Annotated in this window: 19 protein-coding genes and 1 riboswitch; of the genes, 2 read left to right on the forward strand and 17 right to left on the reverse strand. The window is 36.2% G+C overall.

From position 1 onward, the window contains the following. The first annotated feature begins 59 nt into the window (after positions 1 to 59). A complete protein-coding gene (gene gldA / locus I5M07_RS12335) occupies positions 60 to 956 on the forward strand; it encodes a gliding motility-associated ABC transporter ATP-binding subunit GldA (RefSeq protein WP_200106752.1) in 897 nt (298 codons plus the stop codon). A 38-nt stretch (positions 957 to 994) separates the two neighbouring features. On the opposite strand, the gene I5M07_RS12340 is transcribed toward gldA, so the two are convergent. From I5M07_RS12340 to I5M07_RS12400, 13 genes are all read right to left on the reverse strand, one after another. Then, positions 995 to 1,642 carry a hypothetical protein gene (locus I5M07_RS12340; protein WP_200106753.1) on the reverse strand — a complete coding sequence of 216 codons (648 nt, stop codon included), beginning with the start codon at positions 1,640 to 1,642 and terminating at the stop codon, positions 995 to 997. A 59-nt stretch (positions 1,643 to 1,701) separates the two neighbouring features. Then, positions 1,702 to 3,108, reverse strand: coding sequence for a pyridoxal phosphate-dependent decarboxylase family protein (locus I5M07_RS12345; RefSeq protein ID WP_200106754.1), 1,407 nt, complete (start codon positions 3,106 to 3,108; stop codon positions 1,702 to 1,704). 220 nt (positions 3,109 to 3,328) lie between these two features. Next, positions 3,329 to 4,282 (reverse strand): methylenetetrahydrofolate reductase [NAD(P)H], encoded by a 954-nt coding sequence (metF, locus tag I5M07_RS12350; RefSeq protein WP_200106755.1) that lies wholly within the window; start codon positions 4,280 to 4,282, stop codon positions 3,329 to 3,331. An 82-nt stretch (positions 4,283 to 4,364) separates the two neighbouring features. Beyond that, on the reverse strand, positions 4,365 to 7,046 hold the full coding sequence (metH, locus tag I5M07_RS12355) for a methionine synthase (RefSeq protein ID WP_200106756.1): 2,682 nt from the start codon (positions 7,044 to 7,046) through the stop codon (positions 4,365 to 4,367). Between the two features lie 61 nt (positions 7,047 to 7,107). Beyond that, a complete protein-coding gene (locus I5M07_RS12360) occupies positions 7,108 to 7,545 on the reverse strand; it encodes a hypothetical protein (RefSeq protein WP_200106757.1) in 438 nt (145 codons plus the stop codon). Positions 7,546 to 7,579: 34 nt separating this feature from the next. Continuing rightward, a complete protein-coding gene (locus I5M07_RS12365) occupies positions 7,580 to 8,584 on the reverse strand; it encodes a homocysteine S-methyltransferase family protein (protein ID WP_200106758.1) in 1,005 nt (334 codons plus the stop codon). Between the two features lie 431 nt (positions 8,585 to 9,015). Then, complete coding sequence (locus I5M07_RS12370) at positions 9,016 to 10,068, reverse strand: NAD(P)/FAD-dependent oxidoreductase (RefSeq protein WP_200106759.1); 1,053 nt, start codon at positions 10,066 to 10,068, stop codon at positions 9,016 to 9,018. 96 nt (positions 10,069 to 10,164) lie between these two features. Next, positions 10,165 to 10,746 carry a precorrin-2 dehydrogenase/sirohydrochlorin ferrochelatase family protein gene (locus I5M07_RS12375; RefSeq protein ID WP_200106760.1) on the reverse strand — a complete coding sequence of 194 codons (582 nt, stop codon included), beginning with the start codon at positions 10,744 to 10,746 and terminating at the stop codon, positions 10,165 to 10,167. Between the two features lie 9 nt (positions 10,747 to 10,755). Next, the gene (cobA, locus tag I5M07_RS12380) at positions 10,756 to 11,589 is read right to left on the reverse strand and encodes a uroporphyrinogen-III C-methyltransferase (RefSeq protein WP_200106761.1); all 834 of its coding nucleotides are present in this window, start codon (positions 11,587 to 11,589) and stop codon (positions 10,756 to 10,758) included. Then, the gene (locus tag I5M07_RS12385; RefSeq protein WP_200106762.1) at positions 11,582 to 13,672 is read right to left on the reverse strand and encodes a HEPN domain-containing protein; all 2,091 of its coding nucleotides are present in this window, start codon (positions 13,670 to 13,672) and stop codon (positions 11,582 to 11,584) included. The genes cobA and I5M07_RS12385 overlap by 8 nt, the downstream gene beginning before the upstream one ends. A gap of 88 nt (positions 13,673 to 13,760) precedes the next feature. After that, on the reverse strand, positions 13,761 to 15,005 hold the full coding sequence (locus tag I5M07_RS12390) for a sulfate adenylyltransferase subunit 1 (RefSeq protein WP_200106763.1): 1,245 nt from the start codon (positions 15,003 to 15,005) through the stop codon (positions 13,761 to 13,763). An 86-nt stretch (positions 15,006 to 15,091) separates the two neighbouring features. Next, on the reverse strand, positions 15,092 to 15,991 hold the full coding sequence (gene cysD, locus I5M07_RS12395; RefSeq protein ID WP_200106764.1) for a sulfate adenylyltransferase subunit CysD: 900 nt from the start codon (positions 15,989 to 15,991) through the stop codon (positions 15,092 to 15,094). Between the two features lie 101 nt (positions 15,992 to 16,092). Continuing rightward, positions 16,093 to 16,803, reverse strand: coding sequence for a phosphoadenylyl-sulfate reductase (locus tag I5M07_RS12400; RefSeq protein WP_200106765.1), 711 nt, complete (start codon positions 16,801 to 16,803; stop codon positions 16,093 to 16,095). Positions 16,804 to 17,095: 292 nt separating this feature from the next. Here I5M07_RS12400 and I5M07_RS12405 point away from each other — a divergent pair, with 292 nt between their 5' ends. Further along, positions 17,096 to 17,878, forward strand: a complete 783-nt coding sequence (locus tag I5M07_RS12405) for a sulfite exporter TauE/SafE family protein (protein ID WP_200106766.1) — start codon at positions 17,096 to 17,098, stop codon at positions 17,876 to 17,878. 79 nt (positions 17,879 to 17,957) lie between these two features. Here the strand turns inward: I5M07_RS12405 and I5M07_RS12410 are convergent, their stop codons facing one another. The 4 genes from I5M07_RS12410 to thrA all read right to left on the reverse strand — a co-directional run bounded on the left by I5M07_RS12410 (position 17,958) and on the right by thrA (position 23,511). After that, positions 17,958 to 18,368 carry an RrF2 family transcriptional regulator gene (locus tag I5M07_RS12410; protein ID WP_200106767.1) on the reverse strand — a complete coding sequence of 137 codons (411 nt, stop codon included), beginning with the start codon at positions 18,366 to 18,368 and terminating at the stop codon, positions 17,958 to 17,960. A gap of 85 nt (positions 18,369 to 18,453) precedes the next feature. Then, entirely contained in the window at positions 18,454 to 19,626 is a 1,173-nt protein-coding gene (locus I5M07_RS12415) for a trans-sulfuration enzyme family protein (RefSeq protein WP_200106768.1), read from the reverse strand. A gap of 14 nt (positions 19,627 to 19,640) precedes the next feature. Further along, positions 19,641 to 20,078, reverse strand: coding sequence for an OsmC family protein (locus tag I5M07_RS12420; RefSeq protein WP_200106769.1), 438 nt, complete (start codon positions 20,076 to 20,078; stop codon positions 19,641 to 19,643). A 46-nt stretch (positions 20,079 to 20,124) separates the two neighbouring features. After that, positions 20,125 to 23,511 carry a bifunctional aspartate kinase/homoserine dehydrogenase I gene (gene thrA, locus I5M07_RS12425; protein ID WP_200106770.1) on the reverse strand — a complete coding sequence of 1,129 codons (3,387 nt, stop codon included), beginning with the start codon at positions 23,509 to 23,511 and terminating at the stop codon, positions 20,125 to 20,127. Between the two features lie 77 nt (positions 23,512 to 23,588). Beyond that, positions 23,589 to 23,696: riboswitch (SAM riboswitch) on the reverse strand. Between the last annotated feature and the right edge of the window lie 345 nt (positions 23,697 to 24,041).

Below are 24,041 nucleotides of genomic sequence, written 5' to 3' on the forward strand. Positions count from 1 at the left end.
GAATATTCTTTTAAAAACATCATTTTTTCTGATTACTTTTGCTTCAAATAAGAACACCTATGTCAATAGTAGTAAACAATCTTTGTAAAAGTTACGGAACACAAAAAGCGTTAGACAGCATTTCATTCTCTATTTCTAAAGGAGAAATTGTGGGTTTTTTAGGTCCAAACGGCGCCGGAAAATCTACTTTAATGAAAATTCTGACTACCTATTTAGAAGCCGATTCTGGAACTGCAGTTGTAAACGAATTTGATGTACAAACCCAAGCTCAAAAAGTGCAAAGCACCATTGGCTATTTGCCCGAACACAATCCGTTATACTTGGATTTGTATGTTCGTGAATATTTGGCTTTTAATGCCGATGTGTATAAAGTCCCTCAAAACCGAATTGAAGAAGTCCTAATCCTTACGGGGTTAAAAGCAGAAAGTCATAAAAAAATCAGCCAATTATCTAAAGGCTACCGACAAAGAGTGGGTTTGGCAAGTGCCTTATTACACAATCCAGATGTATTGATATTAGACGAACCCACTACTGGTTTAGACCCAAATCAATTGGTAGAAATTCGAAATGTGATTAAAAATGCCGGGAAAGACAAAACGGTTTTTCTGTCTACACATATCATGCAAGAAGTAGAAGCCATTTGCGACCGCGTGATTATCATCAACAAAGGCAAAATTGTAGCTGATAAAAAACTAGATCAACTCGTTTCGGCCGATAAAGAACAAGTAATTGAAGTGGAATTTGATTTTAAAATTGAAGAACAATTGATTGCCCGTTTGGAAAATTTGGTTTCATACAAAAACATTCATGATATGACGTGGGAATTGGTTTTTAAAACCGAAAAAGACATGCGTCCCGTTATTTTTGATTTCGCCACCGAAAACGGACTAAAAACGCTACAACTCAACGCCAAAAACAAAAACCTTGAAGCTGTTTTTAGAGAAATTACGAAGTAAAGTTTCGGTATAAATCCTATCTACACAAAAAAACTCCCCTAACTTTTCGGCAAAGGTGCTCCCACTGCAATATCGCAACGATGCCCTTCTTGTCCGTGTGGCGGGTTCATGCCTTCTGCGGTTGTTACCGGATTGGTCGAAGCAGTAGACAATAAGGCCGGAACAGGTGGCTGCACGCTTATTTGTTTGGAAACTTCGCCCGAAGTTGCTGTTGCTTGAGGAACAGAAGTCGAGGTAGTTGTAGCAGGCTTCGAATTTAAAGGAGCGCCAACGGGAATATCACAACGATGACCTTTTTCTCCATGCGGTGGATTCATACCTTTTGGTGTTACGGTTTTAGAAACTACAGGCTGACTCAGCTGTACTTGCTGTGTACTATTCGTTGCAGCTGCGGTTTGCACTGAAGTATTAGTATTTAAAGGCGCTCCCACCGGAATATCGCAACGGTGACCTGGTTGTCCGTGAGCAGGATTAATACCGGCGGCTACGGAAGGCGTGGTAATCGCATTGTTTTCGTGAAATAGATTATGCTGAACCGGCTTAGCTGGCTGAGGAGTAGCCGAATAAGCTTGCTGCGTAAAAGGCGTAATTAATCTTGGGTCTGCTTTGCTTTTTTCATCCGATTTGGAATTGCACGAAAAAAGGCTTAAAACAGCACCGTATACAAAATAGTGAATTGCTTTCATAAGTTGGGGACTTGATCAAAATTCAAATATAGTATTTTAATACCAAGCCCCAAAACGAGCTATTTTAATTTCGATGCGACTTCTTGCATAATGTCGGTTATGAATTGAATGTCTTTTTCGGTAGTACGCCAATTCACAAACGAAGCTCTTATTCCTTTTTGATTGCCCAAAACAGTTGGTGTCATGAAAACACTTCCAGTATCGTTTAACGTTTCCAAAAAAGTGCTGACTTTTTCTTGTTTTTCATTTCCCTTTAAAGTAAAACAAACGTTGTTTAGACGAGTTGGAGCAAGTAATTCGAATTCGCTACTATTCGCAATAAAATCAGTTAAAAGTTGTGCCATTTTAATCGAATTCTCAACCCACTCTTGCACGCCCTTTTTACCATAGGCCACTAACGAAAACCAAACAGGCAAAGCCTTCAATCGTCTGGAATTTTCGGGTAAAAAGTTCAGGTAATTAAAATTTTCTAATGGGTTTCCTAAATAAGGCGCATTGGTATTTTGAAAGCTTTCTATTTGCAGCAATTGGCACTCTTCTTTAATCAAATAAAAAGCACTTTCATAAGGTACATTTAACCATTTATGCGCATCAACGGTGATGCTATCAGCATGCTCCCAACCCGAAACCAAATGTTTATATTGGGATGAAACTGCGGCAAAACCACCAAAAGCCGCGTCGATATGCCACCAAAAACGGTATTTTTCTTTCAGTTTTGAAATGGCTACAAAGTCATCAAAATCGGCTGTATTTACCGTTCCTGCACTCGAAATTAAAACAAAAGGAGCACCGTTTAAAGTCTGAATCTGCTTTTCTAAATCCGCAATAGCAATCGCCTCTCGGTCACCTTCGAGTGTTTGAATTTTAATTACATTCTGACTCCCAATTCCCAACATAGCCAAACATTTAACAGAAGATGAATGTTGATTGGCCGAAAAAACGGTTATTTTTTCTGTGATGCCTTCTTTGGCAAAATCCTTTCCGAGTTCTTTACCAAACCATTGTCGGGCAACTGCCAAACCCGTAAAATTGGCCATCGTGGCGCCCGTTACAAATCCACCCAAAAACGAATTAGGGAGATTTAAAAGTTGTCGCAACAAATGAATGGTTTCGAGTTCAATCAACGCCGAAACTCCTCCTTGAGAGTTGGTCGCTTGCGCATTTTGATCGTAAATTGAGGTTAGCCAATCGCCCACAATAGCGGCTGGAGTAGCGCCACCCGTTACAAATCCTAAATAGCGTGGCCCGGCTTGCGCCACAATTAACGGCAGTAATCGTTCCAGAAACTCATCGAGTGCTACTTCGCTACCATAGCCCATTTCCTCTAAAATTCGGTCGGGATGTATTCGGTTTTGGGTAGAAGTGGGTCTTTGCTCTAAAGTATTGAGAAAAACCAGCGCTTCTTGTTTTACTTTATCTAAAATCCTGACTATGTTTTGATGGTCTTGTTGTAAAATGGTTTCCATTACATTTTATTTTAAGTTGTTAGTAAAAGATTTCTTTAAAAGGGAAAATAGCCCGGATAGCAGCGGCATGTCCCGATTTAGAAAAACAAGGCTTTTTAGCCTTAGTTTTTGTTAATTGGGAATATAGCGGATAGCCGGAATAGCTCCTAAAAAAAAAAAGAACCTCAACAATTTATACCAAATTACTGAGATTCTTTTTATTATTTACTTTACTAAAATATTAAAAAAGCTGACTGGCAATTTGTTGAATATTATCTGATTTTCCCATTGAATAATAATGCAAACAGGGAACGCCATATTCCATTAATTCTTTGGATTGTTGAATAGCGAATTCTACTCCAATCTGACGAACGGCTGCATTGTCTTTGGCTTGTTCTATAGCGTGAATTAAATCCTGAGGCATATCCAACCAAAAAACTTGAGGCAATAACTGTAAATGACGTTTTACCGCTACTGGCTTGATTCCGGGAATAATGGGCACCGTGATTCCGATAGCACGAGCCGCTTCAACGAATTTGAAATAACGTTGGTTATCAAAAAACATTTGGGTTACGATATAATCGGCACCGGCATCTACTTTTTCTTTTAAACGTTTCAAATCGGCATCTAAACTTGGTGCTTCAATATGCTTTTCTGGATAACCGGCTACACCGACGCAAAAATCAGGAGCATTTTGCATTGGCAAGGTATCGTGTAAAAATCGGCCGGCGTTCATTTCTTTAATTTGACGAACCAAATCAACGGCATACGCATTTCCTCCTTTTGTCGGTTCAAAATATTTTTCGCCTTTCATTGGGTCACCACGCAAAGCCACTAAATTATCAATATTCAAATACTGACAATCCACTAACAAGTATTCGGTTTCTTCTTTGGTAAATCCGCCACATAATACATGCGGAATAGCATCTACTTTGTATTTGTATTGAATAGAAGCACAAATACCAACAGTACCTGGACGCATACGGGTAATACGACGATCAAAAAGGCCATTTTTTTCGATGTATACATATTCTTCTCGCGAAGTAGTCACATCAATAAAAGGCGGCTTAAACTCCATTAACGGATCGATATTAGCGTACAATTCGTTGATGTTACTCCCTTTTTGTGGAGGTACAATTTCAAAAGAAAACAAAGGTTTGCCTTTGGCGTTTTCTATATGCTGTGTTACTTTCATTAATTATGTCTTAAAGTTGTAAAGTCCAAAGTCTAAAGTCTTTCCTTTCGGACTTTACGACTTTCGACTTTATGACGGTAATTTAATCTGCTATATTCGGATTTAACCATTTCGTAGCCAATTCGTCCGAAATATTTCGGCGTTTGGCGTAATCTTTAACTTGATCTTCTTTTATTTTTCCGAGTCCGAAATACCTACTTTGCGGATTTCCAAAATAATAACCCGAAACCGATGAAGCTGGCCACATCGCCATACTTTCGGTCAAAGTTACTCCTATTTCCTTTTCAATATTTAGTAATTTCCAAATCGTTGGTTTCTCCAAATGGTCGGGACAAGCTGGATAACCTGGTGCTGGACGGATTCCTTTATAACTTTCTTTGATTAATTCTTCATTTGTCAAATGTTCATCAGCTGCATAACCCCAGAATTCTTTACGTACTTTTTCGTGTAAATATTCGGCAAAAGCTTCTGCAAAACGATCCGCTAACGCTTTTACCATAATCGAATTATAATCGTCTAAATTATCGCGGTATTCATCTGCCCATTCATCAACACCAAAACCTGTGGTTACACAAAAGGCTCCCATATAATCTACTTTTCCAGATTCTTTTGGTGCAATAAAGTCGGACAACGCAATATTTGGCGCTCCTTTGGTTTTTTGTGATTGCTGACGTAGGGTTAAGAATTTCTCAATTTCTTTTCCGCTTTCATCATACAACTGAATATCGTCATCATTTACCTGGTTGGCTGGAAAGATTCCGTAAATACCCTTGGCTTGTAATTTCTTTTCTTCCAAAATCACTTTCAGCATGGCTTGAGCATCTGCAAAAACGGATGTTGCTTGCTCGCCAACCACCTCATCGGTTAAAATCGCCGGATATTTTCCGTGCAATTCCCAAGTTTGAAAAAACGGTGTCCAATCGATATACGGAACTAATTCGTCTAATGAAACTTCAACCACTTGTTTCCCAATTACTTTAGGCTGTACTGGCGTAAACTCGTTCCAATCAATTGGGAATTTATTTTGACGCGCATCTTCAATTGTCAAGAAGTTTTTCTCTCTTGTACGACTCAAAAAGGTTTCTCTAAACGCATCGTATTCCTCACGAATACCATTTTTGTAAGTGTCTTTATTTTGATCCAATAAATTTCCAGCCACTGTTACCGCTCTTGACGCATCGTTTACGTGAACGGCAGTTGCACGATATTGAGGAGCAATTTTCACGGCTGTGTGTGCACGCGAAGTTGTGGCTCCACCAATCATTACCGGAATTTGTATATCTCTTTTATCCAATTCTTTGGCCAAGAACACCATTTCGTCTAACGAAGGTGTAATCAAACCGCTCAAACCGATAATATCAACATTATGAGCAATGGCTTCGGCAATGATTTTTTCAGGCGCAACCATTACACCCAAATCGATAATTTCGTAATTGTTACAAGCCAAAACTACTCCCACTATATTTTTACCAATGTCGTGAACGTCACCCTTTACAGTAGCCAATAAAATCTTTCCATTTCCTTCTTTGTCGCCTGCTTGTTTCGAAGCTTCAATAAAAGGCAATAAATACGCCACGGCTTTTTTCATTACACGAGCCGATTTTACTACCTGAGGCAAGAACATTTTTCCGCTTCCAAATAAATCTCCCACCACATTCATTCCCGCCATCAAATTGATTTCGATAACTTCGATTGGTTTTGTGGCGGCTAATCGTGCTTCTTCTACATCTTCTTCAATAAATTGGTCAATTCCTTTTACCAAAGCATGTGTAATTCGTTCTTGAAAAGTGCCACTTCTCCATTCTTGAATCGCTTTTTCAGTTGTTTTTCCTTCCCCTTTTACGCTTTCAGCAAAATCCAATAAACGCTCTGTAGCATCGTCTCTTCTGTCTAAAATTACGTCTTCAACATATTCTAATAAATCCTTTGGAATATCGTCATAAATCGTTAACATCTCCGGGTTTACAATTCCCATTGTCATTCCGGCTTTGATAGCGTGGTATAAGAAAACCGAATGCATCGCTTCACGAACGACATCATTCCCTCTAAATGAAAACGAAACGTTACTCACTCCACCGCTAATGTGTGCGTGTGGCAAATTGGCTCTCACCCACTCCGTTCCTCTAAAGAAATCCAGTGCATTCAAACGGTGTTCTTCCATACCAGTTGCTACCGGAAAAATATTCAAATCGAAAATAATATCCTGTGGTGGAAAGCCTACTTTGTTGACCAAAATATCATACGAACGCTTACAAATTTCTACTCTACGCTCGTAATTATCGGCCTGACCTACTTCATCAAAAGCCATCACGATAGCAGCAGCCCCGTAACGTTTGATTAATTGGGCATGGTGAATAAACTGTTCTTCTCCTTCTTTTAATGAAATCGAATTTACAACGCTTTTCCCTTGAACGACTTTCAAACCGGCTTCAATAATGTGCCATTTCGAACTGTCAATCATAATAGGCACACGCGCAATATCCGGTTCGGCTGCAATCAAGTTCAGGAATTTTACCATCGCATATTCACCATCCAGCATTCCCTCATCCATATTAATATCGATGATTTGTGCTCCTCCTTCTACCTGTTCCTTAGCAATACTAAGCGCCTCATCGTATTTCTCCTCTTTAATCAATCGAAGAAATTTACGAGAACCTGTTACATTCGTACGTTCTCCCACGTTTACAAAAACACTCTCGGGCGTAATAATCAACGGTTCTAATCCCGATAAAACTAAATTCCTTCTTGCTTCTACTTCTGCCATTTTTATATTTTTATCCTGCAAGATTTCTAAAATCTTATAGGTTTACTTTCTTTTATTTTTATTATTTCCATTTAAACCCCTCAAGATACCTGCTAGTTACTCCATCATCATATTTATAATATTTAGTGTAAGTAAAACCTGCTTTAACAAGCGTGAGTGAATCTGGTTTTAATTCATTCTCTAATTCAATATAATTTGATTTAGGGTTTTTTAAATCATATTTTACACGATAAAATTTATTCAAAAATTTAGGATATCTTTTTCGAGTCCCTGAAAGTATTTTTTTATTCGAATCATAAAAATAATATCTCAAAAGACCTCCTTTCCCATTAGTGATCCTCGTTGTAAGCGCTATCGTCTCTCCTTTAAATGTTTCCTTATACTTATCAAATTGTTTCTTTTTATAATAATCATAATAGAATACAATAAATAATATAAATATAGAACCAATTGCAGCGATTTTCAAGTTCTTAAACTTTTCCTTTTTATCTTCTTTCATCCAAAAAAGCAATATCAAATTATTGCAGGAACCATTACATCACAGCCGTAGAAACCCTCGGTTTATAATCCTTCGCAGCCTCAGCCATTAATCGAATGTGATCAGGTGTTGTTCCGCAACAACCTCCGAGGATATTTACTAAACCATCTTCAAGATATTCTCTAATCAAAGCCTGTGTTTGCTCTGGTGTTTCATCATATTCTCCAAAGGCGTTTGGTAATCCAGCATTGGGATGAGCCGAAACATTAAAGGAGGTATTCTGTGACAAAGTCTGCAAATACGGTTTTAACAAATCGGCTCCTAAAGCGCAATTGAAACCAACGCTCAATAACGGAATGTGCGATACCGAAATCAAGAAAGCTTCTACCGTTTGTCCAGAAAGTGTCCTTCCTGAAGCATCGGTAATGGTTCCTGAAACCATGATCGGAATATCAATTCCTCGTTCTTCTTTTACTTCTTCGATGGCGAAAAGTGCTGCTTTGGCATTTAACGTATCAAAAATGGTTTCTACCAAAAGCAAATCACAACCTCCGTCCATTAAGGCCTCTACCTGCTGTTTGTAAGCAATGCGCAAATCGTCAAAAGTTACGGCACGATAACCCGGATCATTAACATCGGGCGACATGCTCGCTGTACGGTTTGTCGGTCCGATCGAACCGGCTACGAAACGTGGTTTATCTGGATTTTTAGCGGTGAATTCGTCGGCTACTTGACGGGCAATTTTAGCCGATTCATAGTTGAGTTCATACACCAAATCTTCCATGTGGTAATCGGCCATACCTATTGTGGTTCCGGAAAAAGTATTGGTTTCAACAATATCCGCACCGGCTTCGTAATACGCGGCATGCACTTCGGCAATGGCTTTGGGTTGTGTAAGCGACAACAAATCGTTGTTCCCTTTTAGCGAATGTGGAAAATCTTTGAAGCGCTCGCCTCTGAAATCTTCTTCTGAGAAATTATAGCGTTGCAACATGGTTCCCATGGCTCCGTCGAGTACGAGTATTCTTTTCTTGATTTCTTCTTGAATGCTATTTGGCATAATTTCTTCTATTTTTTATTTGCACGCAGATGTCAGATATTGAGCAGATTTAACTCTCGTTTTTCACAATGTTGATGCAAATTATAATCTTTATTTTTTTCAAATCTTTCTAAAAAATCACAATTGTTGGCTTTTTAGCCCCGATGGGAACGGTATCCTTTTGTGCTGGGGTTCAGCATAAAAGATATAGTGGACATCGGGAACCCAACTTGGCTGAAAATGCGCCAATCTTTTGCTCTTACTTTCGACTAGGCTCAAGATTGATTTTGTTATTATTTTGGAACTGCAAATTAAAGCAATAGCCTTACCACTTGCAAGTGTTTTTTTTTAAGTTAGTCAGTTCCTAAATCGCTAAGATTCTAAGCAAAAAGGTTCTGAGTGACTAAAAAAACTTAGCAACTCAGAACCTTAGTAACTTAGTAAGTCAAGTACTAAACTATTGCTTTTACAACTGCTTTTGGTGCTTCTTTACGAGTTCCGTCGAATCCGTCAACTCCCGACACTGTTGTATATTTCAATACGTATTTTTTTCCTGGATTGATGATTTGGTAAGCCGCTTGACACATTAAAGTAGCTTCATGGAACCCACAAAGAATCAACTTCAATTTACCTGGATAGGTATTTACGTCGCCAATAGCAAAGATTCCCGGAATATTGGTTTGATAATCCAAAGCATTGTTTACTTTGATAGCATTTTTCTCGATTTCTAATCCCCAATCGGCAATTGGACCTAATTTTGGTGTCAATCCGAAAAGCGGGATAAAATAATCACATGGAATATTACGGTGTGCGCCATTTTCGTCTAAATCGATTGACTCTACGTGTTCTGCACCTTTGATTCCTACTACTTCTGCAGGTGTAATCAATTTAATTTTACCTTGTGATTTTAATTCTTGAACTTTTTCAACAGAATCTAATGCACCACGAAATTCGTTACGACGGTGAATCAAAGTCACCTCCGAAGCAACATTAGCCAAAAAGATGCTCCAGTCTAATGCTGAATCTCCTCCACCAGCGATAACAACTCTTTTATCTCTAAATTTTTCAGGATTTTTGATAAAGTATTTTACTCCTTTATCTTCATAAAATTCAATATCTTCAATTAAAGGTTTGCGTGGTTCAAAACTTCCTAAACCACCCGCAATGGCAATAACTGGGGCGTGGAATTTTTTTCCTTTATTTGAGGTAACAATAAAAGAACCGTCTTCTTGTTTCTCGATCGTTTCCGCACGTTCACCTAAGGTAAATCCTGGCTCAAATTGTTTAATTTGTTCCATCAATCCGTCTACTAAATCTCCAGCTAAAACTTCTGGAAATCCTGGAATATCATAAATAGGTTTTTTAGGATATAATTCTGATAATTGTCCTCCTGGTTGCGGTAAAGCATCCAGTATATGGCATTTTAATTTTAAAAGTCCAGCTTCAAATACAGCAAATAAGCCTGTTGGTCCTGCTCCAATTATTAATATGTCTGTTTTTACCATTGTTATGTTATTTATAATAATTCTTAATAATGCAAAGAAACAAATTAAAGTGTCACTACACAATGATTTTTGTCAATAAGTTTCTTATAAAATTGGTTACTCTTTATTTTTTAAAACGGATGTTATTTCGTTCATTTTATTTACTTTATCCTCAAAGTTTCCTTTTAGCGTTTTGCGGTAATCATTCAAATTTTGCACCATTTGATTGATGTTTTCCGGAATTACTTCTTCAAAAAACTCCCGCAATCTCTTAGCGGTTGTAGGCGATTTTCCGTTAGTCGAAATGGCAATTTTCACATTTCCTTTCGTTACGATGCCACCTAAATAATAATCACAAAAATCGGGCGTATCGGCAATATTGCAAATTAAATAGCGCTTTCGGGCTTGCTTGAATATTTTTTCGTTTACTTTTAGCTTATCAGTACACGCAATGACCAAATGGCGTTTTTTTAAAAACTGTTTTTTATATTTTGATTTGGTTAAAGTAACCGACGAATGCTGTTTGGCTAAATCAACTAAATCAGCAATAAATTCGGTTGCCACCACCTCTACATTTGCCTTCGGACTCGATTTAAGCATAAACGAAAGTTTTTCTAGTCCTACGTTGCCCCCGCCCACAATTAAAACATTCAAATTATGCAGTTTTAAAAAAATGGGATATAATTCGTTTGTTTCCATTCTTGCTGATTATTTTAATCGGGTATCAAATTCACCGGAATCTGTACAGACGGAATCTGTACAGACGGGTTTGAAACCCGTCTCTACTACGAAATTTTCGTAAAACCCTTTTAAATTATTTCTTTCTTTTACTACTTCTCCAATCACGATAATAGCAGGCGAAGCTAATTCATTTTCAAACACAACTTGCTGGATCGTATCGATTGTTCCAACTCCAATTTTCTCGTTGGGCAATGTTCCGTTTTGAATAATTGCTATTGGGAGTTCTCCCTTTCCTTGTTTTTGAAATAAGGAAATAATTTGCTGCAATTTACTCATTCCCATCAAAATTACCACCGTTGCGGTTGATTGTGCCGCTAGTGCTACATCGGCAGACAATTCTTTAGTAGAAGTAGTGCCGGTAATAGCCCAAAAACTCTCGGCAATTCCTCTTTTTGTAATAGAAATTCCTTGCGCAGCCGGCACAGCAATTACCGAAGAAATTCCCGGCACGACTACTGTTTCTATTCCAAAACTTGCTACAAATTCCATTTCTTCACTTCCTCGGCCAAAAACAAACGAATCGCCTCCTTTAAGACGCACTACATTTCCATAAGTCAACGCATTATCGACTAATAATTGGTTGATTTCATCTTGCGAATATGCATGATTACCTATTCGTTTGCCCACAAAAATTTTAATAGCATTGGCAGGCGCATAAGACAAGATGGCTTCATTAGCCAAGGCATCATACAAAACCACATTGGCTTCAGCAAGTACTCGGACACCTTTTAAAGTCAGCAATTCAGGATCACCAGGCCCCGCACCTACTAAAGTTACTTTGGGATTTTTGTGATTATGCATTGGCTAATTCTTGCGCTCTGTATTTTTCGATGTTATCAAAAAAAGCAATCGCTTCTTCTATATATTGTTTTGCAAAAGCTTCTGATGGTTCTGTTTTATTGATTTGATACACCAAATCGTTAAATGTAGTACCTAACTCAATTTTTCCTGAGGCTACAAAAACGTTGTCAAACAAATCAATAATTCCAGCGTGGTTGTTTGTTTTTTCGTTTTCAGACAACAACAATGCTTTGGCTCCATTTACAAAACCAGCATAAGCATGGTAAATAGCATCAGACCATTTTGCATCGTTGAAAGCTTCTTGTGCAAAGCTGATTTTTTCTTTTGCTTCTAATAATAAAGTAGCTACCAAATCAATTACCACACCGGCACATTCACCTACTCCAACGGCTTTTACGTAGTTATCTGCATTACCCCAATCTACAAAATCATCTTCGGTTAAATTGGTTGTATCGGATAACGGTTTTAAAATTTCATAGAAATATTTTTCACCTTTTTCATCGTAGTAATTCAAAAATGACAATCCATTAGCATTAGCTCCAAAATCATTTAAAATAGTACGCAAAGCTTCTGGTCCTCTTTTACTCGGAATTTTAATTACTTTATCTGCAAAACGTCCTTCACCATTTCCTAAACGTCCACCGCCTAACAAAACTTGTAAAGCTGGCGCTACTAATTTCCCGGAATTAATTGACATTCCTTGGAAACCAATTGCTGACATATTGTGTTGTCCACAAGCATTCATACAACCTGAAATTTTGATTTCAATTTCACGATTTTCTTTATACTGAGGATATTCGGCATTAATCACACGCTCCAATTCATCTGCAATTCCAGTACTACTAGCAATTCCTAAATTACAAGTATCTGTACCTGGACAAGCGGTAATATCTGCCAAAGAATTATAACCTAGATTTACAAAATCTAATTTGGCTAATTCTTGGTAGAAGAACGGTAAATTTTCTTCTTTGATATTACGAATTACAATATTTTGACGTAGTGAAAAACGCAATTCATTTGCTCCATAATTTTTGATTAAGTCTGCTAATAATCTCGCTTTATCAATGTAAAAATCACCCAATAAAACTTTAATTCCGATAGCGTAATATCCTTCTTGTTTTTGAGCAATTACGTTTGATTTTTTCCAAGCTTCATAAGCAGCAGTATCTTCAATTGTAACTTGCGGCACCTCTAATAATGGTTCTGTAATTGGGCCTTCAAAAGCAGTGGTGTCAATCTCATAAGTTTCAAAAGCAATAGCTTTAGTCTCTGCTTCAACCAACTCTAAAAAGGCATCTTTACCAATATCTTTGATTAAGAATTTCATGCGCGCTTTCATACGTTTAGCACGTTCTCCATGACGATCAAAAACACGAATAATTCCTTCGGCAGTTGGTATAATTTTATTAACTGGTATGAACTCTGAAAGTAATTCGGCATGAGCTGGCTGTGAACCTAATCCTCCTCCAAAAACAACTTTAAATCCTTTTTGTCCATCTTTAATTTTTGGAATAAATCCTAAATCGTGTAAATAACTCAAAGCCGTATCTTCATCAGAAGAAGAGAACGAAATTTTGAATTTACGTCCCATTTCCTGACAAATAGGATTTCTCAACAAATATTGAAACATTGCATGTGCATAAGGCGTAACATCAAACGGTTCGTTCACGTCAATTCCTGCCAATTCACTACCTGTAATATTACGAACAGTGTTACCACAAGCTTCGCGCAATGTAATATCGTCTTTGGCTAAATCGGCCCAAAGTTCAGGTGTCCTGTCTAAGCTTACGTAGTGAATTTGGATATCCTGACGGGTTGTAATGTGTAAACGTCCTGTAGAATATTCTTCAGAAACATCTGTGATACGTTTTAATTGCTCGCTAGTCACTTTTCCGTAAGGCAATTTAATACGAATCATTTGAACACCTTCCTGACGTTGCCCGTAAATTCCACGTGCTAAACGTAGACTACGAAAACGTTCGTCATCAATTTTACCTCCACGGAATAAATGTATCTTTTTCTCTAATTCAATAATTTCTTTTTGAACTATCGGATTTTCTATTTCTGTTCTAAAACTTTCCATTTCTTTCTTAGTTGTTGGTTGTTGGTTGTTGGTTGTTGGTTGATAGTTGTTGGTAGCGTACTATCAACTAAAAACTATCAACGATCAACTATTTAATAAATCCTACTCCAGCTGTTGTGTTGGTTGAAGTATCAATTAAGATAAAGGCTCCATTTGATTTATTTTTATCGTAAGCATCAAAATATAATGGTTTACTTAATTTGATAGTTACTTCTCCAATTTCATTAATTGCCAACTGATTTGCTTCTTTAGAACCTGAATAATCAGTAGCTATCACACTCTTAATGGCATCAACTTTTGCTAAAATACGATTGGTGTTGTGCTGTACTAAATATTTGGTACCCGGAACTAATTTTTTTGAATCCATCCAACAAACCGTTGTATTGATATCTTTTTCAATGGTTGGTAACTCATTTGATTTTACAATCATATCACCACGCGTTACATTGATATCATTTTCTAATTCAATTGTGATTGATGAACCAGCATTTGCCTCAGAATATTCTTTATCAAAAAAGTGAATTTTACTAATTTTTGATTCAGTTAAAGAAGGTAAAACCGTAACAGCATCACCTACTTGAAGTGAGTTTCCGTATAATTTTCCTGCATATCCTCTAAAATCATGATATTGTTGTGTTTTAGGACGGATAACCGTTTGTACTGGAAAACGAGCCTGAGCACTTTCATAAACATCAGAAGATTTCAAAGCTTCTAAATGTTCTAACACACTTTGACCTGTGTACCATGGCATTTCATCAGCATGTTGTGCCACATTTCCACCAGTTAAAGCACTAATCGGAATGTAACTTACATTTTGTTCTTTAAATGAACTTTTTGCATTTAATGCTTCAAAGTCGGCTTTGATTTTATTGTAAACTTCTTCCGAATAATCAACTAAATCCATTTTATTAATAGCCACAATCACCTCTTTAACTCGCAATAAGTTATTGATAAAAAAGTGACGATACGTTTGTTCAATTACACCTTTACGAGCATCAATCAAAATGATTGACACTTGCGAAGTAGAAGCTCCTGTAACCATATTTCGGGTATATTCTACGTGACCTGGCGTATCGGCAATGATGTAACTTTTTTTCGCAGTCGAAAAATAAATATGGGCTACATCAATGGTAATTCCTTGCTCTCTCTCAGCCACCAATCCGTCAGTTGCCAATGAAAAGTCAAGATAATCGTATCCTTTTTGTTTACTACTTTTTTCAATTGCTTCAATTTTATCTGTAGTTAAAGATTTAGTATCGTATAATAATCTACCGATTAACGTACTTTTTCCGTCATCTACACTTCCTGCTGTTGCTATTTTTAAAACTTCCATCAGTTTTTTTTATATTTAAATGTTGAATTTTGAATATTAAATGCTTCGGCAATAATTCAAAATTTATAATTTACAATTCTTAATTATTAAAAGTATCCTTGTTGTTTTCTCTTCTCCATTGCGGCTTCCGAGCGTTTATCGTCAATTCGAGCTCCACGTTCAGAAATGGTAGATTGTCTAATCTCACCAACTACCTCAGCAATCGTTGAGGCATACGATTCTACTGCAGCGGTACAACTCATATCTCCCACAGTTCTAAAACGCACAATTCTTTCTTCAATTTGCTCATCTTCTTCTTGGTAAACAAAAGGAGAATGCGACCAAATCAAACCATCTCTTAAAAAGACTTTTCTTTTATGAGAAAAATAAATAGAAGGGATTTCAATATGTTCTTGCTCGATATAACTCCAAACATCTAACTCTGTCCAGTTTGAAATTGGGAATACACGAACGTTTTGTCCAATTTCAATTTTACCATTTAAAATATCAAATAACTCTGGACGTTGGTTTTTCTCATCCCATTGACCAAAGTCATCACGAACAGAGAAAATGCGCTCTTTTGCTCTTGCTTTTTCTTCATCACGGCGCGCACCACCAATACAAGCATCAAATTTAAATTCTTCAATCGCGTCTAAAAGTGTAGTGGTTTGCAAACTGTTTCTACTAGAATATTTTCCTGTTTCCTCCACCACTTTTCCTGAATCGATAGCATCTTGCACATTACGAACAATCAACTCTAAACCTAACTCTTCAACCAATTTATCTCTAAAAGCGATAGTTTCAGGAAAATTATGTCCGGTATCTACGTGTAATAACGGAAACGGAATTTTAGCCGGAAAAAAGGCTTTTTGTGCCAAACGCACTAAGGTTATCGAATCTTTTCCTCCCGAAAAAAGTAATACTGGTTTTTCAAATTGAGAAACAACTTCTCTAAATATGTATATTGCTTCTGCTTCTAGCGCATTTGATTTAAAAACTGAATTCATTTATTTTTTTATTTTAAAAATTTAAAGATTTAATGATTTAATGATTTTCAAATTCTCAGAGTTATTAAACCTATCTTCTTTATTCTATTATCTTTATCTCTTTATACTTTTTTTGCTCCGTGTAAACCACACTCTTTATGACTGGATTCCCACCACCATCTTCCGGCTCGTATGTCTTCACCCGGAAAAATAGCTCTGGTACAAGGCGCACAACCAATACTCACAAATCCTTTTTGATGTAAAGCATTTTGCGGCACGTTAAACTCTTTTAAATACGCATTCACTTCTTCTAAACTCCATCTCAATAAAGGATTAAATTTGATTATTTTGAAATTATCATCATACTCAAATAAATCTAGGTTTTGGCGATTTTCAGACTGCTCGGCTCTTAAACCCGTAATCCAAACTTCATTTCCCGCCAATGCCTTTTTAAGAGGTACTACTTTGCGAATAAAACAGCATTCTTTTCTGTTTTCAACCGAATCATAAAAACTGTTTGGGCCTTTTGTTTGAAGTAATTGCTCTACCGAGGCCGCTTCTGGAAAATAAACCTCAATTTGTTTTTTGTATTTTTTTAATGTTTTATGAAAAACATCGTAGGTTTCCTGAAACAATCTCCCTGTATCTAAAGTAAATACCGTAACAGGAATATCATTTTTAAAAATATAATCCGTAATAACTTGGTCTTCTTGCCCAAATGAGGTTGAAAAAACAACTTTTTCAGGAAATTCATTAGTCAAAAACAACAATGTTTCCTCTAAAGTAAAGTCTTTTGTTTTAGCTAATAAAGTTGAAATTATTGATGCATCCATTGCTATTTGTTTTTCTTTAAAATCTATTACCCTATCGGGTTAGTAGATTACTCTGCAAAAGTAGTACTTATTTATAAATTACAAAACATTCTTTGCTTTTTTTTATTCTGAAAATCAAACAATTTCAAAAAGGCAATACTTTAGCTTATTTTTCAGACAAAAAGAAAAAATAAAATACAAAAACTTAAATACCAACGACTTAAAAAACAATTTTACATTTAAAATTAAATAGTCTACAAAATCGATAGGATTATTATAAATTACTTATTACTTTTGACAAAAATTTTTCAGCATGGATTTTCAGATTGGTCTTGTAGTAGCAGGTTTGTTTGTTGGTTTTGTAGTAGGCATGACAGGTGTAGGAGGAGGTTCTTTGATGACGCCTATATTATTGTGGTTCGGAATTCCACCAACAACAGCAGTAGGAACCGATTTGCTTTATGCAGCCTTTACCAAAATGGGCGGCATATTTGTACACCACAAAAAAAAGAACATTAATTGGAAAATTACAGGTTGGTTGGCTTTGGGAAGTGTGCCTGCTGCCTTGGTTACTCTATGGATTTTAGAAAGTATTAATACCGATATAACAACTTTAAACAAACTCATAAAATACAGTTTGGGCTGGGCTTTGTTGGTTACTTCTATTGCCATTTTATTCAAAAAGAAACTTTTGACTTTATCACAACGCCATGCTGGCGATAAATTTCACTCCGAGAGTCAAACTCAAAACTTGTTAACGGTTGCTATAGGTATTCTTTTAGGCGCAACTGTAACCTTAACATCAATCGGAGCAGGAGCATTAGGAACGGTAACTTTGTTTTTTTTATATCCGTTATTGCCTACCACAAAATTAGTAGGAACCGAGATCGCTCATGCCGTTCCGCTAACTTTAGTAGCCGGTATTGGACATGCCACAATGGGCAATTTAGACTTGAGTTTATTAGCACAACTTTTAATGGGTTCGTTACCTGGGATATATATAGGAAGTATGTTAAGCGGAAAAGTGCCAGATTTATTCCTAAGAAACGCTATTGCTATAATGCTTTTTATGGTGGGATATAAATTGGTGTTTTAAATAAAAAGAAAGCAATAAAAAAAGACGATTGTACACACATTGATACAATCGTCTTTTTTTTTACCTATTTTTTTTTGAATTAAAAAGCAATATCGGCCAAGGAATTGCTTTCTAAAATTTTAAGCGTATTATCTCTAACTTCGGTCATTAATCTTCTAGCAGCGCAAGTTACTTCATCATCGCAATCATCACATTTTTCGTAGAAATTATGCGATGCACAAGGCAACAACGCAATGGGACCTTCGAGTATGCGATAGACTTTTGCCATACTAATTTCTTTCGGATCTTTGATTAAATAATAACCGCCACCTTTTCCTTTTTTTGCCCCAAGAAAACCCGAATTTCTAAGTAAAAGCAAAATACTTTCCAAAAATTTAATCGAAATATGCTCACTAGCGGCAATATCGGCAATGGCAACAGGAGTTTGATCTTCCTGCCGTGCCAAATAAGTTAAAGCTTTTATTCCGTATTTTGTTTTTTTAGAAATCATTTTTGTTGAAATAAATAAATCAGAATCCCGATTCTTGATTGATGTAAAGCTACAATCAAAAATCGGGATTCCAAAATGCATTACTTTATGCCAATGCCTGCTCTAAATCGGCGATAACGTCTTTTACAGTTTCCAAACCTACCGAAACACGAACCAAACCTTCGGTAATTCCAACCGCTAATTTTTCTTCTGTCGATAATTTGCTATGGGTTGTAGAAGCTGGATGTGTTACTATCGTCTTTACATCTCCGATATTTGCCGATAGCGAACACAATTTAATTTTATCCAAAAATCTACGTCCCGCTTCGATTCCGCCTTTAATTTCAAAAGCAATAATATTTCCGCCATGAAGCATTTGTTTTTTGGCAACTTCATATTTTGGGTGTGATTTTAAGAACGGATATTTCACACTATTTACATTAGGATGACTTTCTAAAAACGCAGCCACTTTCAAAGCATTTTCGCAATGTCTATCCACACGAACAGCCAATGTTTCTAAACTTTTAGACAACACCCAAGCGTTAAAAGGTGACATTGCCGGACCAGTATTTCTTGAGAACAAATAAATTTGACGAATCAAATCGGCTTGACCAACTGCAATTCCGCCTAAAACTCTTCCTTGACCATCCATTAATTTGGTTGCCGAATGCACCACAATATGCGCTCCGTACTTAATGGGTTGTTGAATGTAAGGCGTTGCAAAACAATTATCTACAATAAAAATTAAATTGTGCTTTTTTGCAATTTGTCCTAATAATTCTAAATCAATAACATCAACACCTGGATTTGTAGGTGTTTCAACATATAAAATTTTTGTATTGGGCTTGATAAAACTTTCTATTGTTTCTGGTTGGTTGATATCAAAATAAGAAGTTTCGATATTCCATTTTGGAAAATAGGTCATAAACAATGCGTGAGTAGAACCAAAAACGCTTCCTGCAGACACAATATGATCTCCTGAACTTAACAATGCTGCGAAAGTCGAATAAATAGCTGCCATTCCAGTTGCAAAAGCATAACCAGCCTCGGCTCCTTCCATTGCACACACTTTATCAACAAACTCGGTTGTATTTGGATTGCTAAAGCGAGAATAAATATTTCTTACTTTCTCTTCTGTAAAAGAAGCTCTCATATCTTCAGCATCTTCAAATACAAAACTTGAAGATAAATATAGAGGTGTAGAATGCTCTAGAAATTGTGTTTTATCTAAATGATTACGTATGGCTTGGGTTTCGAACCCGAATTCTTCTTCGTTCATGATGTCTTTATTCTTTAATTAATTTTTGCTAATTCCACTCCATTCAAAATTACTTTGTAGTGAATAGTCGCAGTTGGTTCTACTGTTTTAGAAACTGAACAATATTTGTCAAAAGACAATTGTGCTGCTTTTGCTGCTTTATCTTCTTTGATATTTCCTTCTAAAGAAAATACCACGTAAATGTCTTTGAATGGTTTTGCTTCTCCAACCTGTACACGTTCTCCCTCCACTTCCGCTTTAAAAGAAGTTATTTCCTGTCGTTGTTTTTTTAGAATCGAAATCATATCAATTCCACTGCAGCCTGCTACACCCATTAAAACCAATTCCATCGGACTCGGCCCCATATCATTTCCTCCAAAATCTGGACGCGCATCTACATTTACTATATGTCCACGTTCGTTTTTTAATTCGAAGTGAAAGTTTTCGTTTACTCTGTTTAATGTTATTTTCATTTTTATTTTTTTTGATTACTAAAAACTGGAATACTGAATACTAAAACTATCCTTTATCCGACAATCTCAAAATATCTCCAAAAACTCCTCTTGCCGTTACTGCCGATCCTGCTCCTGCTCCTTGAATTACGATTGGTCTATCTCCATACGATTCCGTATAAATTTCGAAGAACGAATCAGAACCTTTTAAGCCACCCAAAGCGGTCTCTTTTGGTACTGAAACCAGTTTCACTTCTAGATTTCCTTTATCATTTTGCAAATCACCGGACAATTCTCCAATGTAACGCAACACGTAATCTGGTTCTTGTGCCGATTTTATTTTATCGTAAATTGGGTCGAATTCTTTTAATTTTGTCAAGAAATCAGCAACATCACCTTCACGTAAATGTTCCGGAATTAGATTCTGAATAGCCACTTCTTCAAATTCATTTTGCAAATCAAGTTCACGAGCCAAAATCAATAATTTGCGGCCCACATCATTTCCACATAAATCTTCACGCGGATCTGGTTCAGTAAAACCGTTATCAATGGCTTCTTTCAAAATTTCGCTAAACGGCACCTCTTTAGCAGAGAAATTATTGAATAAATAACTCAATGTTCCCGAGAAAACGCCTTTTATTTTAGTGATATTTTCACCTGAAAGGTGTAATAATTTGATGGTATCAATCAAAGGTAATCCTGCACCAACGTTTGTTTCATACAAATAACTCTTTTGATTTTCTTCTAAAACCTTTCGCAATTCTTTGTAAAAACCATAAGTCAACGTGTTGGCTACTTTATTCGAAGAAATCAAATCAAAACTGCTTTCAACCAACGGAATATAATTTTCAACAAACGTTTTGCTCGCTGTATTATCTACTGCAATTAAATTTTCAAGATTATTTTCGTTTGCATAAGCTATAATATCGTTAATTGTATAGCCGGCTGCCGTCGCTTGAAGTTCGTTTTTCCAATCGGAAGTAACGCCGTTTTTATCTAAAAGCACTTTTTTGGAATTGGCAATGGCAAAAACATTTAGTTTTATTCCTTTGCGCTTTTCGATGGCTGGAGCCGATTCTAAAATTTGATCAATTAAAGTTCCGCCCACTAAACCGTGACCAAAGACAGCAATATTGATTTTTTTGGCAACTCCAAAAATTTCACCGTGAATAACATTTAGCGCCCTGTTTAATTCGTTTTTTTTAACGACCAAACTTACGTTTTTACCCGTAACGGTGTTGTTAAACAAAATCGGAACAATTTTATTTTTGATTAAAGCGGTGTACGGTTTGTGAAACGTACTCAAATCTTGACCAATAATCGAAATCACCGAGACATCATCAGTCACCGAAATACGATTTACATCTTTAGAATAGAAATCATTTTCGAATTCTTTTTCCAATTCAATCATTGCTTTGGTTGCTTTATCCGCATCTACCACCAACCCAATTCCTCTTTCAGAGGATCCTTGCGAAATGATACTTACACTAATATCATTATCACCCATCACTCTAAAAATTCGAGCATCAACTCCTGTTTTTCCTAACAATCCGCGACCTTCCAAATTAACTAAAGACACATTTTCCAAAACAGAAAGTGTTTTAATACCTTCTTTAGTAGAATCAGCCGTGATTAAAGTTCCTTTATTTTCGTGGTTGAACGTATTTAAAATTCGAAGCGGTATATTTTTTTCTAATAAAGGAATAATGGTTTTTGCATGTAAAATTGTGGCTCCAAAATTTGCCATTTCATTGGCTTCATTATACGATAATGTTTCGATCTTTTTAGCATCCGAAACCAATTCTGGATTAGCCGTATAAATTCCATCAACGTGTGTAAAATTTTGTAATTCTTCTGCATTGACATAATTCGCAATTAAGGATGCGGTATAATTACTTCCATTTCGTCCCAAAGTGGTGGTTTCGTGCTTATTATTCGAACCGATAAAACCCGTAACTACTAAAACGGTTTCCTTATTTTCTTTAAAAAACTGAATGACATTCTTTTTGGAAATAGCATCAATTGGTTGCGCATCACCAAAATTAGAATCTGTAATAATTAAATCTCGGGTATCGGCAAGTTTTGCTGAAATCCCTTTTTGATTCAACAAAAACACCATCAATTTCGCCGAAAGCACTTCGCCTTGAGCTAAAATCTGATCTTGAATCTTGGCGCTATAATCGCCAATTAAACTAACTCCTTCAAAAAGTTTATCTAACTTTTCAAATTCTGTCGTAAAATCAACTTCTTCAAAACCATCTTTTTGATAGGTTTTGAAACTTTCTAATAGTGGTTTATAATTTCCATTTTTAGCGGCTATAGTAAGAATATCATCTAACTCATCGGTAGCATTTCCCCTTGCCGAAACCACTATTGCAATTTTCTCTTCCTGCTTAATTTTACTTTCTATAATATCTAAAACTGTATTAATACCTTCGCCATTCGCTAAAGATTTTCCACCAAATTTTACTATTTTCATCTGTTTTTTATTTTTGAAAACAACTTCTAACAAATTGTCCAATTGTTCGTATTCCATCAAAAAAGCATCGTGCCCGTGCTGTGAGTCAATCTCACTGTAAAACACATTATTCTTAAATTTTTTAATCTCGTTGTAGGTTTCTCTATTTTCTTGTGCGGTAAAAAACAGATCCGAATTAATTCCTACAATGTATATATTCGCTTCAACTTTAGAAATAACTGATTCAAAAGATTGTCCATTTCGAGTTATATCAATCGTTTTTAAAAGTTGGTTCATCATCTTGTATGCTGCAAGCTGAAACCTTTTTTCTAATTTTTCTCCATGATAGTTTAGCCAACTTTCTACTTGAAATTTTTCAAGCTGAACATTAATATCTCTATTAAATTTTGCCTTGAAGGATTCGGGAGTTCGATAGCACAACATGGCGTGGATGCGAGCGTCTTCGATAGGCTTTTTAGAATTATTCAGGATTTGCTCTTGCAAGTAACAATTCGCAATCAGCCAATCGGTCGATTTCCAGTCGGTCGCAATCGGAATAAAATTCGCTGCTAATTTGGGTTCTAAGGCTAAAATTTCCCAGGCTATTCCGCCACCAACAGAACCTCCAATTAAAGCGAATAATTTTTCAATTTTTAATATTCTAAGTCCTTCGATAAAAATTCTAGCAATATCCCTTGCAATAAAATCCCTGTAATTTTCAATTGTAGCCGAGTTAAAACCATTTCCTGGCACATCGAAAGCAACAATTGTATATTTTAGAGTATCAATTGTTTTTTCTTCACCTACAATATCGTTCCACCAGCCCGACTCACCTATAACCTGAGAGTTCCCAGTCAAAGCATGGTTGATTAAAATAACGGGAGCCGAATGCAAAGGCGCACCAAAAACTTGATAGCTTAAGTTTAGAGTACTACAAACAGCACCATTATGTGTGGTGAAATCAGTAAGTATAATATTTGTGGGTTTATTTTCCAATGTCAAATCTTTTTTATTATTGATTTGTATTTGGAAATATTAAAAAGAAAACTAGAAGTAAACTAGAAAAACTCTTATTGTTATCTTTCCACGTTGGGCGTGGTAGAATGCAGCACCTTCTTCGATTTACCGAAGGGTTGCTAAGGATTCATCGGGTCTAATCCCTCGTCCTTTCTTTATAACATTTCAATACTTTATTTGAACTTAACTGCGCAAATTAACTACTATTTTTGCAAACAAACAAATTTAAAACTTTCGTTTTGGCTACTCTAACAAAAAAATAACAAATAAAAAGCAAGCAACTTATAAATCGAACAAATTCCAGACTTATAATTGCTTGCTGCTTTTGTGATTTTTCATAATGTTAAATAAATAGATTTTCATTTTCTTGTGAATACATTAAAAACGTCAAAGAATTTGTTGGATTCTTTTCATTTTTTTTAGTGCTATTGGTCACACCAAATCTAGGGTGAATCAATTCGTTCGCAGTCATAACTGCATTTTTTTTGGCTCTGAAACTCCTCAAGTAA

The sequence above is a fragment of the Flavobacterium agrisoli genome (assembly GCF_016522065.1).
In the GTDB taxonomy this organism is placed as follows: domain Bacteria; phylum Bacteroidota; class Bacteroidia; order Flavobacteriales; family Flavobacteriaceae; genus Flavobacterium; species Flavobacterium agrisoli.

Excerpts from the sequence above, each read along its gene's own strand:
- gldA (WP_200106752.1), top strand. The coding sequence starts at position 60 with ATGTCAATAGTAGTAAACAATCTTTGTAAAAGTTACGGAACACAAAAA.
- I5M07_RS12340 (WP_200106753.1), bottom strand. The coding sequence starts at position 1,642 with ATGAAAGCAATTCACTATTTTGTATACGGTGCTGTTTTAAGCCTTTTT.
- I5M07_RS12345 (WP_200106754.1), bottom strand. The coding sequence starts at position 3,108 with ATGGAAACCATTTTACAACAAGACCATCAAAACATAGTCAGGATTTTA.
- metF (WP_200106755.1), bottom strand. The coding sequence starts at position 4,282 with ATGAAAGTAACACAGCATATAGAAAACGCCAAAGGCAAACCTTTGTTT.
- metH (WP_200106756.1), bottom strand. The coding sequence starts at position 7,046 with ATGGCAGAAGTAGAAGCAAGAAGGAATTTAGTTTTATCGGGATTAGAA.
- I5M07_RS12360 (WP_200106757.1), bottom strand. The coding sequence starts at position 7,545 with ATGAAAGAAGATAAAAAGGAAAAGTTTAAGAACTTGAAAATCGCTGCA.
- I5M07_RS12365 (WP_200106758.1), bottom strand. The coding sequence starts at position 8,584 with ATGCCAAATAGCATTCAAGAAGAAATCAAGAAAAGAATACTCGTACTC.
- I5M07_RS12370 (WP_200106759.1), bottom strand. The coding sequence starts at position 10,068 with ATGGTAAAAACAGACATATTAATAATTGGAGCAGGACCAACAGGCTTA.
- I5M07_RS12375 (WP_200106760.1), bottom strand. The coding sequence starts at position 10,746 with ATGGAAACAAACGAATTATATCCCATTTTTTTAAAACTGCATAATTTG.
- cobA (WP_200106761.1), bottom strand. The coding sequence starts at position 11,589 with ATGCATAATCACAAAAATCCCAAAGTAACTTTAGTAGGTGCGGGGCCT.
- I5M07_RS12385 (WP_200106762.1), bottom strand. The coding sequence starts at position 13,672 with ATGGAAAGTTTTAGAACAGAAATAGAAAATCCGATAGTTCAAAAAGAA.
- I5M07_RS12390 (WP_200106763.1), bottom strand. The coding sequence starts at position 15,005 with ATGGAAGTTTTAAAAATAGCAACAGCAGGAAGTGTAGATGACGGAAAA.
- cysD (WP_200106764.1), bottom strand. The coding sequence starts at position 15,991 with ATGAATTCAGTTTTTAAATCAAATGCGCTAGAAGCAGAAGCAATATAC.
- I5M07_RS12400 (WP_200106765.1), bottom strand. The coding sequence starts at position 16,803 with ATGGATGCATCAATAATTTCAACTTTATTAGCTAAAACAAAAGACTTT.
- I5M07_RS12405 (WP_200106766.1), top strand. The coding sequence starts at position 17,096 with ATGGATTTTCAGATTGGTCTTGTAGTAGCAGGTTTGTTTGTTGGTTTT.
- I5M07_RS12410 (WP_200106767.1), bottom strand. The coding sequence starts at position 18,368 with ATGATTTCTAAAAAAACAAAATACGGAATAAAAGCTTTAACTTATTTG.
- I5M07_RS12415 (WP_200106768.1), bottom strand. The coding sequence starts at position 19,626 with ATGAACGAAGAAGAATTCGGGTTCGAAACCCAAGCCATACGTAATCAT.
- I5M07_RS12420 (WP_200106769.1), bottom strand. The coding sequence starts at position 20,078 with ATGAAAATAACATTAAACAGAGTAAACGAAAACTTTCACTTCGAATTA.